10 protein-coding genes are annotated in these 12,753 nt (G+C 72.6%); 4 read left to right on the forward strand and 6 right to left on the reverse strand.

Annotated elements, in window-relative coordinates; genetic code table 11:
* Positions 1-6: 6 nt before the first annotated feature.
* Positions 7-1,179: an MFS transporter gene (locus tag ACIBN2_RS02750; protein WP_399132288.1), complete on the reverse strand. Its 1,173-nt coding sequence runs from the start codon at positions 1,177-1,179 to the stop codon at positions 7-9.
* Positions 1,180-1,447: 268 nt separating this feature from the next.
* Entirely contained in the window at positions 1,448-1,657 is a 210-nt protein-coding gene (locus tag ACIBN2_RS02755; RefSeq protein WP_399132289.1) for a hypothetical protein, read from the reverse strand.
* Between the two features lie 207 nt (positions 1,658-1,864).
* On the opposite strand from ACIBN2_RS02755, the gene ACIBN2_RS02760 reads away from it, so the two are divergent.
* Together ACIBN2_RS02760 and ACIBN2_RS02765 are read left to right on the forward strand one after the other, a co-directional pair.
* Positions 1,865-3,193 (forward strand): enolase C-terminal domain-like protein, encoded by a 1,329-nt coding sequence (locus ACIBN2_RS02760; protein WP_399132290.1) that lies wholly within the window; start codon positions 1,865-1,867, stop codon positions 3,191-3,193.
* Positions 3,194-3,581: 388 nt separating this feature from the next.
* On the forward strand, positions 3,582-3,827 hold the full coding sequence (locus ACIBN2_RS02765; protein WP_399132291.1) for a hypothetical protein: 246 nt from the start codon (positions 3,582-3,584) through the stop codon (positions 3,825-3,827).
* A gap of 61 nt (positions 3,828-3,888) precedes the next feature.
* Here the strand turns inward: ACIBN2_RS02765 and ACIBN2_RS02770 are convergent, their stop codons facing one another.
* Genes ACIBN2_RS02770 through ACIBN2_RS02780 form a run of 3 tightly spaced genes read right to left on the reverse strand, consistent with a single transcriptional unit; the run spans position 3,889 to position 7,074 of the window.
* Positions 3,889-5,160 carry a sugar ABC transporter permease gene (locus tag ACIBN2_RS02770; protein ID WP_399132292.1) on the reverse strand — a complete coding sequence of 424 codons (1,272 nt, stop codon included), beginning with the start codon at positions 5,158-5,160 and terminating at the stop codon, positions 3,889-3,891.
* Between the two features lie 5 nt (positions 5,161-5,165).
* Positions 5,166-5,948, reverse strand: a complete 783-nt coding sequence (locus tag ACIBN2_RS02775; RefSeq protein ID WP_399132293.1) for an ATP-binding cassette domain-containing protein — start codon at positions 5,946-5,948, stop codon at positions 5,166-5,168.
* A gap of 37 nt (positions 5,949-5,985) precedes the next feature.
* Positions 5,986-7,074 carry a sugar ABC transporter substrate-binding protein gene (locus ACIBN2_RS02780; RefSeq protein WP_399132294.1) on the reverse strand — a complete coding sequence of 363 codons (1,089 nt, stop codon included), beginning with the start codon at positions 7,072-7,074 and terminating at the stop codon, positions 5,986-5,988.
* A gap of 261 nt (positions 7,075-7,335) precedes the next feature.
* On the opposite strand from ACIBN2_RS02780, the gene ACIBN2_RS02785 reads away from it, so the two are divergent.
* A complete protein-coding gene (locus tag ACIBN2_RS02785) occupies positions 7,336-9,822 on the forward strand; it encodes a SpoIIE family protein phosphatase (RefSeq protein WP_399132295.1) in 2,487 nt (828 codons plus the stop codon).
* 52 nt (positions 9,823-9,874) lie between these two features.
* Here ACIBN2_RS02785 and ACIBN2_RS02790 read toward each other — a convergent pair whose 3' ends face one another.
* Positions 9,875-10,888 (reverse strand): zinc-binding dehydrogenase, encoded by a 1,014-nt coding sequence (locus ACIBN2_RS02790; protein ID WP_399132296.1) that lies wholly within the window; start codon positions 10,886-10,888, stop codon positions 9,875-9,877.
* 129 nt (positions 10,889-11,017) lie between these two features.
* On the opposite strand from ACIBN2_RS02790, the gene ACIBN2_RS02795 reads away from it, so the two are divergent.
* On the forward strand, positions 11,018-12,733 hold the full coding sequence (locus ACIBN2_RS02795) for an IlvD/Edd family dehydratase (RefSeq protein WP_399132297.1): 1,716 nt from the start codon (positions 11,018-11,020) through the stop codon (positions 12,731-12,733).
* The last annotated feature ends 20 nt before the right edge of the window (positions 12,734-12,753 follow it).

Below are 12,753 nucleotides of genomic sequence, written 5' to 3' on the forward strand. Positions count from 1 at the left end.
CATGGATCAGCGGGCTGCCGCGTTGCGCGTCAGGACCGCGATCGCCGCGGCCGTCGCCGCCAGTACCGCCACGCTGGTGAGGGCGGCGGGCAGGGAGAACCAGTCCGCCATGAAGCCGATTGCGGGTGGTCCGAGCAGCATGCCGCCGTAGCCGAGGGTGGAGGCGATCGCCACTCCGTCCGGGCCGGCCAGCGCGCCGGCCCGTTCGACGGCGACCGGGAAGAGGTTGGCGAGCCCGAGCCCCGTGATCACGAAGCCGAGGAACGCCGCCCAGAGGGAGGGAGCGAGCGCGCCGAGCAGCATGCCGGCGGCCGCCGTGCTGCCCCCGAAGGCCATGGTGCGGGTCCGCCCGAGCCGTTCGAGCAGCCGCGTGCCGGTCAGCCGGCCGGTGGTCATGGCCAGCGCGAAGCAGGAGTAGCCGACCGCCGCCGCGCCCGCCGTGGCGCCGAGGTCCTGCGTGAGGTGGAGCGCGCTCCAGTCCGCCAGGGCGCCCTCCCCGTACGCGGTGCACAGGGCGATCAGGCCGAAGGTGATCACCAGCCCCCGCGTGCGGGCGTCGAGCCGGCGGGGCACGACGGTCTCGCCGGGCGCGCTCTCGGGCGGTTCCGGGGGCTGAAGGCGCAGCAGTGCCCGTCCGGCCACGGCGGTGACGAGCAGACCGATCACGGTCAGGCCGAGCAGGTGCCGCGTGGGAGACAGCGACCCGGCGACCAGTCCGCCGAGTCCGGCGCCGGCCATGCCGCCGAGGCTGAAGGCGGCGTGGAAGCTGGGCATGACGGGCCGTTGCATCGCTCTGACCAGGTCGACCGCCGCGCTGTTGAAGGCCACGTTGATGCAGCCGTACGCGCTGCCGAAGACCAGCAGCACCGCGCCGAGGGCCGGTGCCGAATGCGTGAGCGGCGGCAGCGCGACGCTGAGCGAGAGCAGTACGGCGCAGACGACGGTGACCTGATGGCTGCCGTAGCGGCGGCAGAGGCGGCCGGTGATCGTCATGGTCAGGACGGCACCCGCGGAGACGCCGAGCAGGGCGAGTCCGAGGGCGCTGGCGGAGGCGCCGGTCTGCTGCTTGATGGCGGGGATGCGGACGACCCACCCGGCGAAGATGAAGCCGTCGAGAGCGAAGAAGGTCGTGATGACGACGCGCAGCCGCGTGAGGTCGGTGCGCTTGCTGCCCGGCACGACGCTGTGCGTTCGGGATTTGTTTATTGGCGGCACAAACGCAGGCTAGGTGGCCTGGCGAGCTGGGGCAAGGGCAGGGGGTGGGCCGGTGCCCCGGCTGATCGGGGCTCATGCGCTGGGTGCTGGGTGCTGGGTGCTGGGTGCTGGGTGCCGGGTGCCGGGTGCCGGGTGGCGGGTGCCTGTCAGGCGGTGCCGAGTAGCTGAGCGCTCTCCGCCGGGAAGACGATGCCGCACCGCCGGCGGATGTCGTCCATCGCGCGCAAGGTGATCACCGAGTCGTCGGTCGGTGGAGCGGAGTCCGGAGCCGGCCTGCGGCGACGCACCGGGCCACCTCCGCGGCCCCGAAGTGCAGGGCGTCGTGACCGGTCCGCTCCTCGGTGTGCCGCAGCTGTGTACCGTCCCGCCGGGTCAGGACGATGTCGCCGGGCTGGTGGAAGGGGCCGGGCAGGCTCAGCGTCGCGTCGGTGCCGGCGACCACCTGTACGACGGTGCTCGCGATCCTGGTCCTGGGCGGTGTACTGGGTCCTGGAGCAGGTCCTGGAGCAGGTCCTGGAGCAGGTCCTGGAGCAGGTCCTGGAGCAGGTCCTGGAGCAAGTCCTGGACGTGCTCCAGGTCTGATCACGCGCAGCGCCGCCCCGCGTCCCGCCGCCGTCCCGTCCGCACTCACGAGAGCAGAACCGCCGTCATGAGCCAGCCCGTCGTCACCAAGTTCTCCGTATATCCCGTCGCCGGCCGGGACTCCATGCTCCTCAACCTCTCCGGCGCGCACGCCCCGTACTTCACCCGCAACGTCCTCGTCCTGGAGGACTCCGAAGGGCGCACCGGTCTGGGCGAGGTGCCGGGCGGCGAGAGCATCACGCGGACGCTGCGCGACGCCGAGCACCTGGTCACCGGCGCCCGCCTCGGCGACCACAAGCGCGTCCTGCGCACACTCCAGGACGCCTTCGCCGACCGCGACCGGGGCGGACGCGGCGCCCAGACCTTCGACCTGCGCACCACGGTGCACGCGGTCACCGCGGTCGAGTCGGCCCTCCTCGACCTGCTCGGCCAGCACCTGGAGGTCCCCGTCGCGGCGCTGCTCGGCGACGGCCAACAGCGCGACGCCGTACGGGTCCTGGGCTACCTCTTCTACGTCGGCGACCCTGACCGCACGGATCTGGACTACGTCCGCGAACCCGTCGCGGACGTCGACTGGTACCGCGTGCGGCACGAGGAGGCGCTGACCCCCGAGGCGATCGTCCGCCAGGCCGAGGCGTGCTACGACCGGTACGGCTTCCGGGACTTCAAGCTCAAGGGCGGTGTCCTGCCGGGCAACGAGGAGGTCAAGGCGGTCGTCGCGCTCAAGGAGCGCTTCCCCGAGGCCCGCATCACCCTGGACCCCAACGGCGCCTGGTCGCTGCGGGAGGCCGTCGAGCTGTGCAGTCCGCTCGTCGGCACGCTCGCCTACGCCGAGGACCCCTGCGGCGCGGAGGACGGCTACTCCGGCCGGGAGATCCTCGCCGAGTTCCGCCGGGCGACCGGGCTGCCCACGGCGACCAACATGATCGCCACCGACTGGCGTCAGCTGACCCACGCCCTCGCCCTGCAGTCGGTCTCCATCCCGCTCGCCGACCCGCACTTCTGGACGATGCAGGGATCGGTACGGGTCGCGCAGCTGTGCCACGCGACAGGACTGACGTGGGGCTGCCACTCCAACAACCACTTCGACATCTCCCTGGCGATGATGGCGCACTGCGGGGCGGCCGCCCCGGGCGAGTACAACGCCCTCAACACCCACTGGATCTGGCAGGAGGGGCTGGAGCGCCTCACCGTGGAACCCCCGCGGATCACCGGCGGCGAGGTCGCCGTCCGGGACACCCCCGGCCTCGGCGTCCGCCTGGACCGCGACCGGCTCCTCGCGGCCCACCAGCTCTACGAGGAGAAGGCGTTGGGGGGCCGTGACGACGCCGTGGGGATGCGGTACCTGATCGACGACTGGGCCTTCGACGCCAAGCGTCCCTGCCTCGTGCGATGAGCCCGATTCAAGCCCGGGTCACCGAAACTCCGGTGAACCTGCACACCTTTCACAGCCGGGGCGCAGGGAATCCGAAGCATCGTCATGTTTACGCCGGAGCCCGCGGGCAATGCCGGAAAAGCCGTCGATGGGAAAACCGCGGGCAACACCCGCGGGTGCAGTGGAGCGGCGAACCCTGTGAAGGAGTCGGCGTATTCGGACACCGGGCGGTCACGCCGGTGAAGTCCCACGTCGCAGCGGCTTCCGTGAGCACCTCATACGGGTGGCTGCGCGATTGCGGTCATGCTTTGATCCTCCGCGTGGTGCAGATCGCGGGAGAGGTTCTCCTTTTCGGGAATCGGGCGAACTCTGCCATTCCGTAATGGTCATTCGAAAGGAATCGCGCGTCATGAACCTTGTCCCCCAGGTCGAGACGACCGAGATGTCCGACGCCGAGCTGGAGAACGTCTCGGGCGGTCTCGGTCTCGGTGACCTCCCGCTCGGCGGCCTTCCGCTCGGTGCCCTCGCACTCGGCGGCTCCGGCGGTCTCAACCTGCAGACGCCGCTCGGTGAGGTCGCCGGCGGCCTCGTCGCCTCCGGGTCGCCGCAGGGCCTGACGGCGGGTGCGAGCCTGCAGACCCCGCTGTCGGCCTGACACCGGCCTGCTTGACCGTGGGCCCCGGATCACCTGATCCGGGGCCCACGGCCGTCTCCGCTCAGGCACGCCCGTGGGCCTCCTGCGAGCGGCGTGCCAGGGCGTCGATGACCACGGCGGCGAAGAGCACCCCGCCCGTGATGACGAACTGCACGGCCGTGGGGGTGTCGGTGATCGCCATGCCGGAGGAGATCGACTGGATGACCAGCATGCCGAGCACCGCGGACCAGGTCGTCCCCCGGCCCCCGAACAGGCTGGTGCCGCCGATGACGGCTGCCGCGATGGCGTTGAGCAGCAGCAGGCCCGACCCCGAGTTCTGGCTCACCGAGGTGATCCGCGAAGCCAGGAACAGGCCACCGATCGCGGCCATCGTCCCCGACACCGCGAGCACCGCGGTCCGGATGGCCGTCACGTTGAGGCTGGCGCGGCGGGCCGCCTCGACGCCGCCGCCCAGCGCGTAGACCTGCCGGCCGTAGCGCGTGTGGCGCAGCACGACATCGAGGCCGGCCACCACCACGAGGAAGATCAGCAGGGCGAGCGGAAGGCCCTGGAACCGGTTGAGCAGATAGGCCGACACGAACGCGATCACCGCGAGTCCGCCCGTGCGCACCCCGATGTACCGCATCGAGCGGTGCGGCATGCCGGCGGCCACGCGGCGGCGCCGGTCCAGGTACGAGATCGTGAAGACCGCGCCCGCGCCCACCGCCGCCAGGACGTAGGCGACCGCGTCGTTCGTGAAGTAGTAGCTGGTCAGCTCGGCGACCAGGCCGTTCTCGTCGAGGTTGACGGTGCCGCTCGTACCGAGCACCGCGAGCATGAGGCCGTTCCACGTCAGCAGCCCCGCGAGGGTGAGGACGAAGGCCGGCACCCGGGTCTTGGCACACGAGTAGCCCTGGACGGCTCCGGCGGCGGTGCCCGCGAGCACCGCCGCGACGAGGGCGATCCATTCGGGCACGCCGTTGTTCACGTTCAGGACGGCGAAGATCGCCGCGGCGAGCCCGCTGATCGAGCCGACCGACAGGTCGAGCTCACCGAGCAGCAGTACGAAGACGATGCCGACCGCGATCATCCCGGTGCCCACGATGTCGACGCTGATGTTGGACAGGTTCCGCGGCGAGAGGAAGTTCGAGTTGAGGGACTGGAAGGTGATCCAGACCGTGGCGAGCACCAGGACCACGGGGAACGAGCCCAGGTCGCCCGCGCGGAACCTGCGCCGCAGGGCGGCGCCCCCGCTCCGCAGGGCGAGGCCCACGGGGTGCCCGCGCTCCGCCGGGCGGGCCCCGGCGACGGTTTCGGCCCCTTCGGTCTGCGGGTTCTCCGCCGTGTCACGCATCGCGGTCACCACCTCGTCTCGTAGGAGGCCGCCCGGCGCGGCACGTTCTCCGTGGCACCGGTGATGGAGGCGATGATCTGTTCCTGGGACGCGGTGTTCACGTTGAAGAACCCGTTGTTGCGGCCGAGCCGCAGCACGGCGGCCCGGTCCGCGAGCGCCTTGACGTCGCCCATGTTGTGGCTGATGAGGAGGACACCCATGCCGCGCTCCCGCAGCGCGTCGACAAGGTCCAGGACCTCGTTGGTCTGCTCGAAGCCCAGCGCCGCGGTCGGTTCGTCCAGCAGCAGGACCCGGGGGTCCCCGAGGAGCGAACGCGCGATGGCCACCGCCTGGCGCTGGCCGCTGGACAGGGAGACGACGGGGGCACGCAGATCGGGGATGGCCCGGGTCAGGCGCTCCAGCAGGCCGATGGTGCGGCTCTCCATCTCCATCTCGTCGAGGAAGCCGAACCTGCGGATCTCCCGGCCGAGGAAGAGATTGCCGACGACGTCGAGGTTCCCGCACAGCGCGAGGTCCTGGTAGACGGTGGCGATGCCGAGGTCCCGGGCGTCGTGCGGGCGCCTGATCTGCACCGTCCGGCCCTCCCACTCGATGACGCCCTTGTCCGCGGGGGAGACGCCGGAGATCACCTTGACGAGGGTGGACTTGCCGGCGCCGTTGTCGCCGAGGAGGGCGACGACCTGGCCGGCGTGGATCTCCAGCTCGACGTCCTTCAGCACCTCGACGACACCGAAGCGCTTGCACACCCCGCGCAACGCCAGCAAGGGGGCAGCCGGCACAGAAACCATCTCCTTCCCGGGGCCCGGCCCGGCCGAAACGGGCGTGTCAGATCAGTCCGGTCTCGCTGCAGGCGGCCAGCAGCCGGGGAACGCAGATCTGCCGGACGGTGTAGAAGCCGTCCTTCACCAAGGTGTCCTTGATGGTGGCGGCGGTCACGGAGACCGGCGTGAGCAGGACGGCCGGAACCGGCTTCCCCGGGCTGGTGCGCACCTTGTCCTTGCCCACCTCGGCGAGAGGGGTCCGGCGGGCCGCGGCGACGGCCATGGCGGCGCCCGCGGAGGCCTCGGGGCCGAAGGGCTTGTAGACGGTCATGTACTGCTGGCCGGCGACGATGCGCTGCACGGCGTCGAGCTCGGCGTCCTGCCCGGTGACGGGGGGCAGCGGGGCGACCTTGTTGGCCTTCAGGGAGGAGATGCTCCCGGCGGCGAGGCCGTCGTTGGCGGCGTAGACCCCCTGGATCCTGCCGGCGCCGAGAGCGGCGATCGCGCCCGACATGTTCGCGTACGCGATCTCCGTCCGCCAGTCCAGGGTGTCGTACGCCTTGCCGATCTTCACTCTCCCGGTGAGCACGGACAGGGCCCCCTTCTTGAACGACACCGCGTTGGGGTCGCTGGGATCACCGTTCATCATCACGATCTGCTGACTCTTCGCGTTACTGCCCATGGCCTTCAGCAGCGCCCTGCCCTGGAGCCTGCCGACCTGCTCGCCGTCGAAGGAGACGTAGCCGGAGATCGGGCCCTCGGAGAGGCGGTCGTAGGAGATCACCGGGATGCCCGCATCGGCCGCCTTGGTGACCGCGGTGCCCAGCGAGCGGGCGTCGACGGGCACCAGCACGATGGCGTCGACGCCCGAGGTGATCACGGAGTCCATCTGCTCCTGCTGGATCGCCACATCGCCCCGGGCGTTGGCGTGCTGGATGCTGCAGTCGGCGCACAACTGCATGATCTTCTTCTCCAGCAGCGGCCTGTCCTGTGTCTCCCAGCGCGCCGTGGTGGCGTCCGGGAGCAGCACGGCGATCCTCGGTGTGTTCCCGCCGCCGGGCGCGTCGGCGGCGCCCGAACCGCAGGCGGCCACGGCCACGGCCGTCACGAGCGCCGTCATCGCGACCGCCGTGCCCCGTACGCAGACCTTCATGCCGGGGGACCTCCTTCCGGGACGGAGATCCTTCTGGGACGCCCACGTGCGCGTGGCGGGACGACCTGTCGTCAGTGTGGCACCGGCCACGATGATCTGCGAGCGCGCGGCGGCGGCCACCGCGAGGGCCGGGCGCCGCCGGGCGATCGGCCCGTCCACCGGGCCGCCGAACGGTCCAATGCGATACAGCTGGGTATGGGACTCTGGGGAGTAGATGCCCGATCTCAGCCGCTGCGGCGCGGACGGGAGGTAGTTGCCGACATGCCTCACGACGGCCGAGCCCGGGCGGGAGTCTCTCCGCCGCGGGCAGCCGGGGCCGACGCCGCGGTCACCGGTGCGGCGCCTCCGCCGCCCGACGCGGCGGGCGACCAGGTTCTGGCGTTCGCCGGGGTGGCCGCGGCGACCGTCTATGTGCCCGGACCCGGCGAGGCGGAGCTGTGTCCGGCCGAGACGGTCCGCCGGCACGCGTCCGAGGACCGGCCGCCCGAGCGTATGCCCCTGACCGAGGGCTCCCCCGCGGCGCACGCCTTCCGCACCGGCCGGCCCCTGTGGCTGAGCCCCGCGGACCTGGCCACCTACGGGGAGCCGCACGCCGACGCGCCGCTCGGGGCGCTGCCGCTCGCCGCGGACGGCGAACGACTCGGCTGCCTCGTCGTGGTGGGCGTCTCCGGGAGCGGATTCGAGGCCGAGCAGCGGCACTTCCTGGAGCGGTACGCCGACGCCGTCGCCCGCGTGCTCCCGGCCGACACCCGCGGATCCGTGCCGTCGCCGGTACTGCGGCCCGCGCTGCGGAATCTGCACGCGGGCTCCTTCGTCCTGGTGCCCGACACCGGTGTGGTCGAGGCGGACGAAACCCTGCTCGGCCTCCTCGGCATCGCGCCCGCCGACTTCGACGGCAAGGCGGACACCCTGCTCGCGCACGCCCTGCCCGAGGACATGCACGCCCTGGTGTCGGTCCTCGAACCGGCCGCCCAGCCGTCCGCCCGGCGGGAGCTGGAGTTCCGGGTCCGCGGCCCCGCGGGCGAGATGCGCTGGCTGAGCCTGAGCTGCCGGGTCGTGGCGCGCGGCGGCGACGGGCCGGAACGCGTCCTGGGCGTGGTGACGGCGACCCGGGTCCTGCGCCGCGGCTCCGACGACGTCTCCCGGATCCAGTGGCTGACCGCGGCACTCGACGACGCCACGACGGTCCCCGACGTGGGCCGCGTGGTGGTCACCGCCCTGCGTGAGCCGCTGGGCGCCGACCGCGTGGCGCTGGCCGAGTTGCAGGGCGACCGGCTCATGGTCACCGTGCTCGATCCGCCGCAGCCCGGCGCCTGGCCGCAGACCTGGCGCGCCCAGTGGCGCACGGAATGGCCCGATGCGCCGGTCAGTTCCCTGCCCACCCTGCAACTGGCCCTGCGCGACGGCCGGTTGGACCTGTGGCCCGCCGGCTCGGACTTCGAGGTCGGACTCGCGGGCATCGGCGACGGAGGGCTGGCCGTCCTGCCGCTGCCCGCCCGCGGACGGATCGCCGGCGTGTGCCTGGTCGGCTGGGACCGGCCGCACGCGTTCCTGCCCGACGAGCGGTCCCTGCTGACCGCCACCGCGGCGCTGGTCGGGCAGGCCCTCCAGCGCGCCCACGAGCACGACGCCGAGCAGGAGCTCGCCACGATGCTCCAGCGCAGCCTGCTGCCCCGGCGCCTGCCCGAACTGCCCGGCGCGACGGCCGTGGCCCGGTACCTGCCCGCACGGCGGGGACTGCAGGTGGGCGGCGACTGGTACGACGTCATCGCCCTGTCCGAGGACCGGGTGGCGCTGGTCATCGGCGACGTCCAGGGGCACAGCGCGGGAGCCGCGACCATCATGGGCCAGATGCGTACGGCGGTCAGGGCCTACGCGGTGGAGGGCCACCCGCCCGACGTGGTCGTCTCGCACGCCAACCGCCTCCTCGTCGGCATGGAGACCGACCTCTTCGCCACCTGCTGCTACGCCGAACTCGACCTGGAGCAGGGCAACACGCTGTTCGTCCGGGCCGGGCACCTCGCACCGCTGGTGCGCCATCCCGACGGCAGCACGGAGGAGATAGAGGTCGAGGGCGGCCTCCCGCTGGGCATCCTCGCGGAGGCCGAATTCCCCATGACCGCAGTCGAGTTGACCCCGGGCACGGTACTCGCCCTGCTCACCGACGGCCTGGTGGAGGCGGCGGACCTCCCCGTCGACGAGGGAATGGACCGGACGCGCACGGCACTCGCCGCCGCCGAGCCGGGCGATCTGGGGCGCATGGCCGACCGCCTGCTCGGTGAGGACGGCCGCCGCGAGGACGACGTGGCGCTGCTGCTGCTCCGCTACGACGGCATGCAGACCCTGCCGATCCGGGCCGGCTGGGTGGTGTGGCGGTTGCCCGACGCCGTCATGCACGCACGCCGCTTCACCGCCCGCACGCTGCGCGGATGGCAGGTCGGGGAGGTGGCCGACGCCGTGCTGCTGGTGGTGTCGGAACTGGTCACCAACGCGCTGGTGCACACTCAGGGCCCGGTCCGCCTCGACCTCGCGCTGCGCGGGGACCAGGTGCGCGTCTGCGTCACCGACTCCTCGCCGCGTGCGCCGGCCAAGCCGGTGATCGTGGACTGGGAGTCGACCGGCGGCCGGGGCCTGCTGCTGGTCGAGGCGATGTCGGAGGCCTTCGGCTCCATGCCGGTGGCCGGCGGCAAGCAGGTCTGGAGCGAGATCGCCGTGCCGCCGCGGGAAGAGCGGTCGCCGGACGAGTGACCCGGTCCCGAGCCGCCGGCGGGGGAGCGCCCCGCTCCTGGTACGCCGTCTCCTAAATGGTCGGGTCTACATGGATCTTGGGCCCGGGGCCTGCGTCCCGCGGACGTTCACCGGTCAGTGCCGGCCCCACCTCGCCGAGGCCCACGGTGGCGGCGACGAGCGGCCTCGGGTCGACCGAACCGGACGCGTATGCGCGGATGGTGGCGTCGAGGGCGGGGGAGGCGGACAGGATGCCCACCGCGGTCACGTCCTTCAGGACCAGGGCGCGGGTGTCGATCCCGCTGCGCTCGCCCGCCAGCCCGATGTACACGAGGCGGCCGCCCGGCTCGATCAACTCCAGGGCCAGTCCCGGCAGATGGGCGGCGTTCGAGGCGTCCACGACCGCGTCGAACGGCAGGTCCGGCAGGGCGCCCTCCGCCCAGACGTGCTCGAAGCCCAGCTCGCGGGCGAAGGCGAGGGAGCTGTCGGTGCTGCCCATGAGATGGACCTCCGCACCGGCGGCCCGCAGGAACATCGAGGCCAGCAGCCCGATCGTGCCCGGCCCCAGGACCAGGGCACGGTCCCCGGGGCGCGGTGCGGCGGCCCGCGCGGCGCGTAGCGCGTTGCCACCCGGTTCCACCAGCGCGCCCAGTACCGGATCGACGGCGTCCGGCAGCATGTGCAACGACGACGCGGGCACGACGAGTTGCTCCGCCAGGGCGCCCGCCCGGGCCCCGCGGATGCCGACCTCCTGCCGGTCCTCGCACACGTGCTGATGTCCGCGCAGGCAACGGCGGCAGTTACCGCAGCCGAGCATCGTGTCGCCCATGACACGGCGGCCGGGCAGCCCGGGACCGACGCCGTCACCGACCGCCGAGACACGGCCGGACCACTCGTGGCCCGGCCGCATCGGGTAGGCGCAGTGCCCCTGGTGGAGATAGGCCATCTCGCCGGTGAAGAACTCGACATCGGTGCCGCACACGCCGACCCGCTCGACGTCGACGACGACCTCCCCGGGACCCGCCACGGGCACCGGAACCTCCTGGACCGCGTACTCGCCCGGCGCGGTCAGGACGAACGCGCGCATGTGGCCACGCCTCACGGGCGCCCGGGCAGGGGTCGGCGCTGTCGGGATACCGCGGTCCTCGGACGTCTGCGTATGCTCCATGGCGATCCAGACTGTAGACCGCCGTACCCGACGGCCGGAAGGAACCGCATGGCCGGGCTCCGCAGCGCACAGTGGTACGAGGGTCAGGACCGCAACGCCTACATCCACCGGGCGTGGATGCGGCGGGGCGCCCCGGACGACGCCTTCGGCGGGCGGCCGCAGATCGCCATCGCCAACACCGCCTCGGACCTGACCCCTTGCAACGCGCATCTCGGCGAGGTCGCGGCCTCGGTGCGCAACGGCGTGTACGAGGCGGGCGGCATCCCGCTGGAGCTGCCCGTGGTGTCGCTGGGCGAGACCCAGATGCGGCCCACCGCCATGCTCTGGCGCAACATGGCCGCGATGGCCACGGAGGAGATGCTGCGGGCCAACCCCATAGACGGTGTGGTGCTGTTGGGCGGCTGCGACAAGACCATCCCGGCGCTGCTCATGGCCGCCGCGTCGGTGGACCTGCCCGCGGTCGTCGTGCCCGGCGGCCCCATGCTCACCGGCACCTTCCGCGGCAGACCGCTGGGCTGCGGCACCGACGTGTGGCGGCTGTCGGAGGAGGTCCGGGCCGGCACGCTCTCCCAGGAGCAGTTCACCCGCTCCGAGTCGGCGATGATCCGCAGCCGCGGGCACTGCAACACCATGGGCACCGCCTCGACGATGGCCCTGGTCGCCGAGGCACTGGGCACGGTCGTGCCCGGTACGGCCGGAACTCCCGCCCCCGACAGCCGGCTTCTTCAGGCCGCGCACCGCACCGGCCGGCTGGCGGTGGAGATGGTGGCCGCCGACCGCAGGCCGGCGACCTTCCTCACCAAGGCGTCCTTCCACAACGCGATCGTCGCGCTCGCCGCCATCGGCGGCTCGACCAACGCGGTCGTCCATCTCCTCGCCGTCGCGGGCCGTTCGGGCATCGACCTGACGCTCGACGACTTCGACCGCATCGGCTCCCGTGTGCCGGTCCTGGTGGACCTGCTGCCGGCCGGCCGCTTCCTCATGGAGGACTTCCACCGGGCCGGCGGACTGCTCGCCGTCCTGCGCGAGGTGCGCGACCTGCTCGACCCCACCGCCCTGACCGTCACCGGCGAACCCCTCACCGACTTCCTCGACGACGCGCCGATCTGGGACGGCGAGGTCATCCGCACCCGCGCCGAACCGCTGGTCGCCGAGGGCGGCATCGCCGTCCTGCGCGGCAACCTCGCGCCCGACGGCGCCCTGATCAAACCGGCCGCCGCCTCGCCGCACCTGCTGCGGCACCGCGGCCGCGCCGTCGTCTTCGACAGCATCGAGGACTTCCACGCCCGGGTCGACGACCCCCAACTCGACGTCGACGCCGACTCCGTGCTCGTCCTGCGCGGCTGCGGCCCCAAGGGCTACCCGGGCATGCCCGAGGTGTCGAACATGCCGCTGCCGAAGAAGCTGCTCGAACAGGGCGTCCGCGACATGGTCCGCGTCTGCGACGGCCGGATGAGCGGCACCGCCTACGGCACCGTCGTCCTGCACGTGGCCCCGGAGGCCGCGGCGGGCGGCCCCCTCGCCCTGGTGCGCACCGGCGACTTCGTCACCCTCGACGTCGGGGCCCGCCGTATCGACGTCGACGTGCCGGCGGACGAACTCGCCCGCCGCACCCCGGACAAGGCCACCCTCGCCGGCTTCGCCGCCCCCCGCCGAGGCTGGGAGCGCCTCTACGTCGACCACGTCCTCCAGGCCGACACCGGAGCCGACCTGGACTTCCTGGTCGGCTCCAGCGGCTCGGAGGTGACCCGCGAGTCCCACTGACCGCCTGAAGCCGGGGGCGG

This window comes from Streptomyces sp. NPDC050534 (assembly GCF_044457745.1).
Taxonomy (GTDB): Bacteria; Actinomycetota; Actinomycetes; order Streptomycetales; family Streptomycetaceae; genus Streptomyces.

What these genes read in the sequence shown, in the direction of transcription:
- ACIBN2_RS02765 (WP_399132291.1), top strand. Translation starts at nt 3,582, where the DNA reads ATGAACCTTGTCCCCCAGGTCGAGACGACCGAGATGTCCGACGCCGAG.
- ACIBN2_RS02780 (WP_399132294.1), bottom strand. Translation starts at nt 7,074, where the DNA reads ATGAAGGTCTGCGTACGGGGCACGGCGGTCGCGATGACGGCGCTCGTG.
- ACIBN2_RS02770 (WP_399132292.1), bottom strand. Translation starts at nt 5,160, where the DNA reads ATGCGTGACACGGCGGAGAACCCGCAGACCGAAGGGGCCGAAACCGTC.
- ACIBN2_RS02760 (WP_399132290.1), top strand. Translation starts at nt 1,865, where the DNA reads ATGAGCCAGCCCGTCGTCACCAAGTTCTCCGTATATCCCGTCGCCGGC.
- ACIBN2_RS02795 (WP_399132297.1), top strand. Translation starts at nt 11,018, where the DNA reads ATGGCCGGGCTCCGCAGCGCACAGTGGTACGAGGGTCAGGACCGCAAC.
- ACIBN2_RS02775 (WP_399132293.1), bottom strand. Translation starts at nt 5,948, where the DNA reads ATGGTTTCTGTGCCGGCTGCCCCCTTGCTGGCGTTGCGCGGGGTGTGC.
- ACIBN2_RS02785 (WP_399132295.1), top strand. Translation starts at nt 7,336, where the DNA reads ATGCCTCACGACGGCCGAGCCCGGGCGGGAGTCTCTCCGCCGCGGGCA.
- ACIBN2_RS02790 (WP_399132296.1), bottom strand. Translation starts at nt 10,888, where the DNA reads ATGCGCGCGTTCGTCCTGACCGCGCCGGGCGAGTACGCGGTCCAGGAG.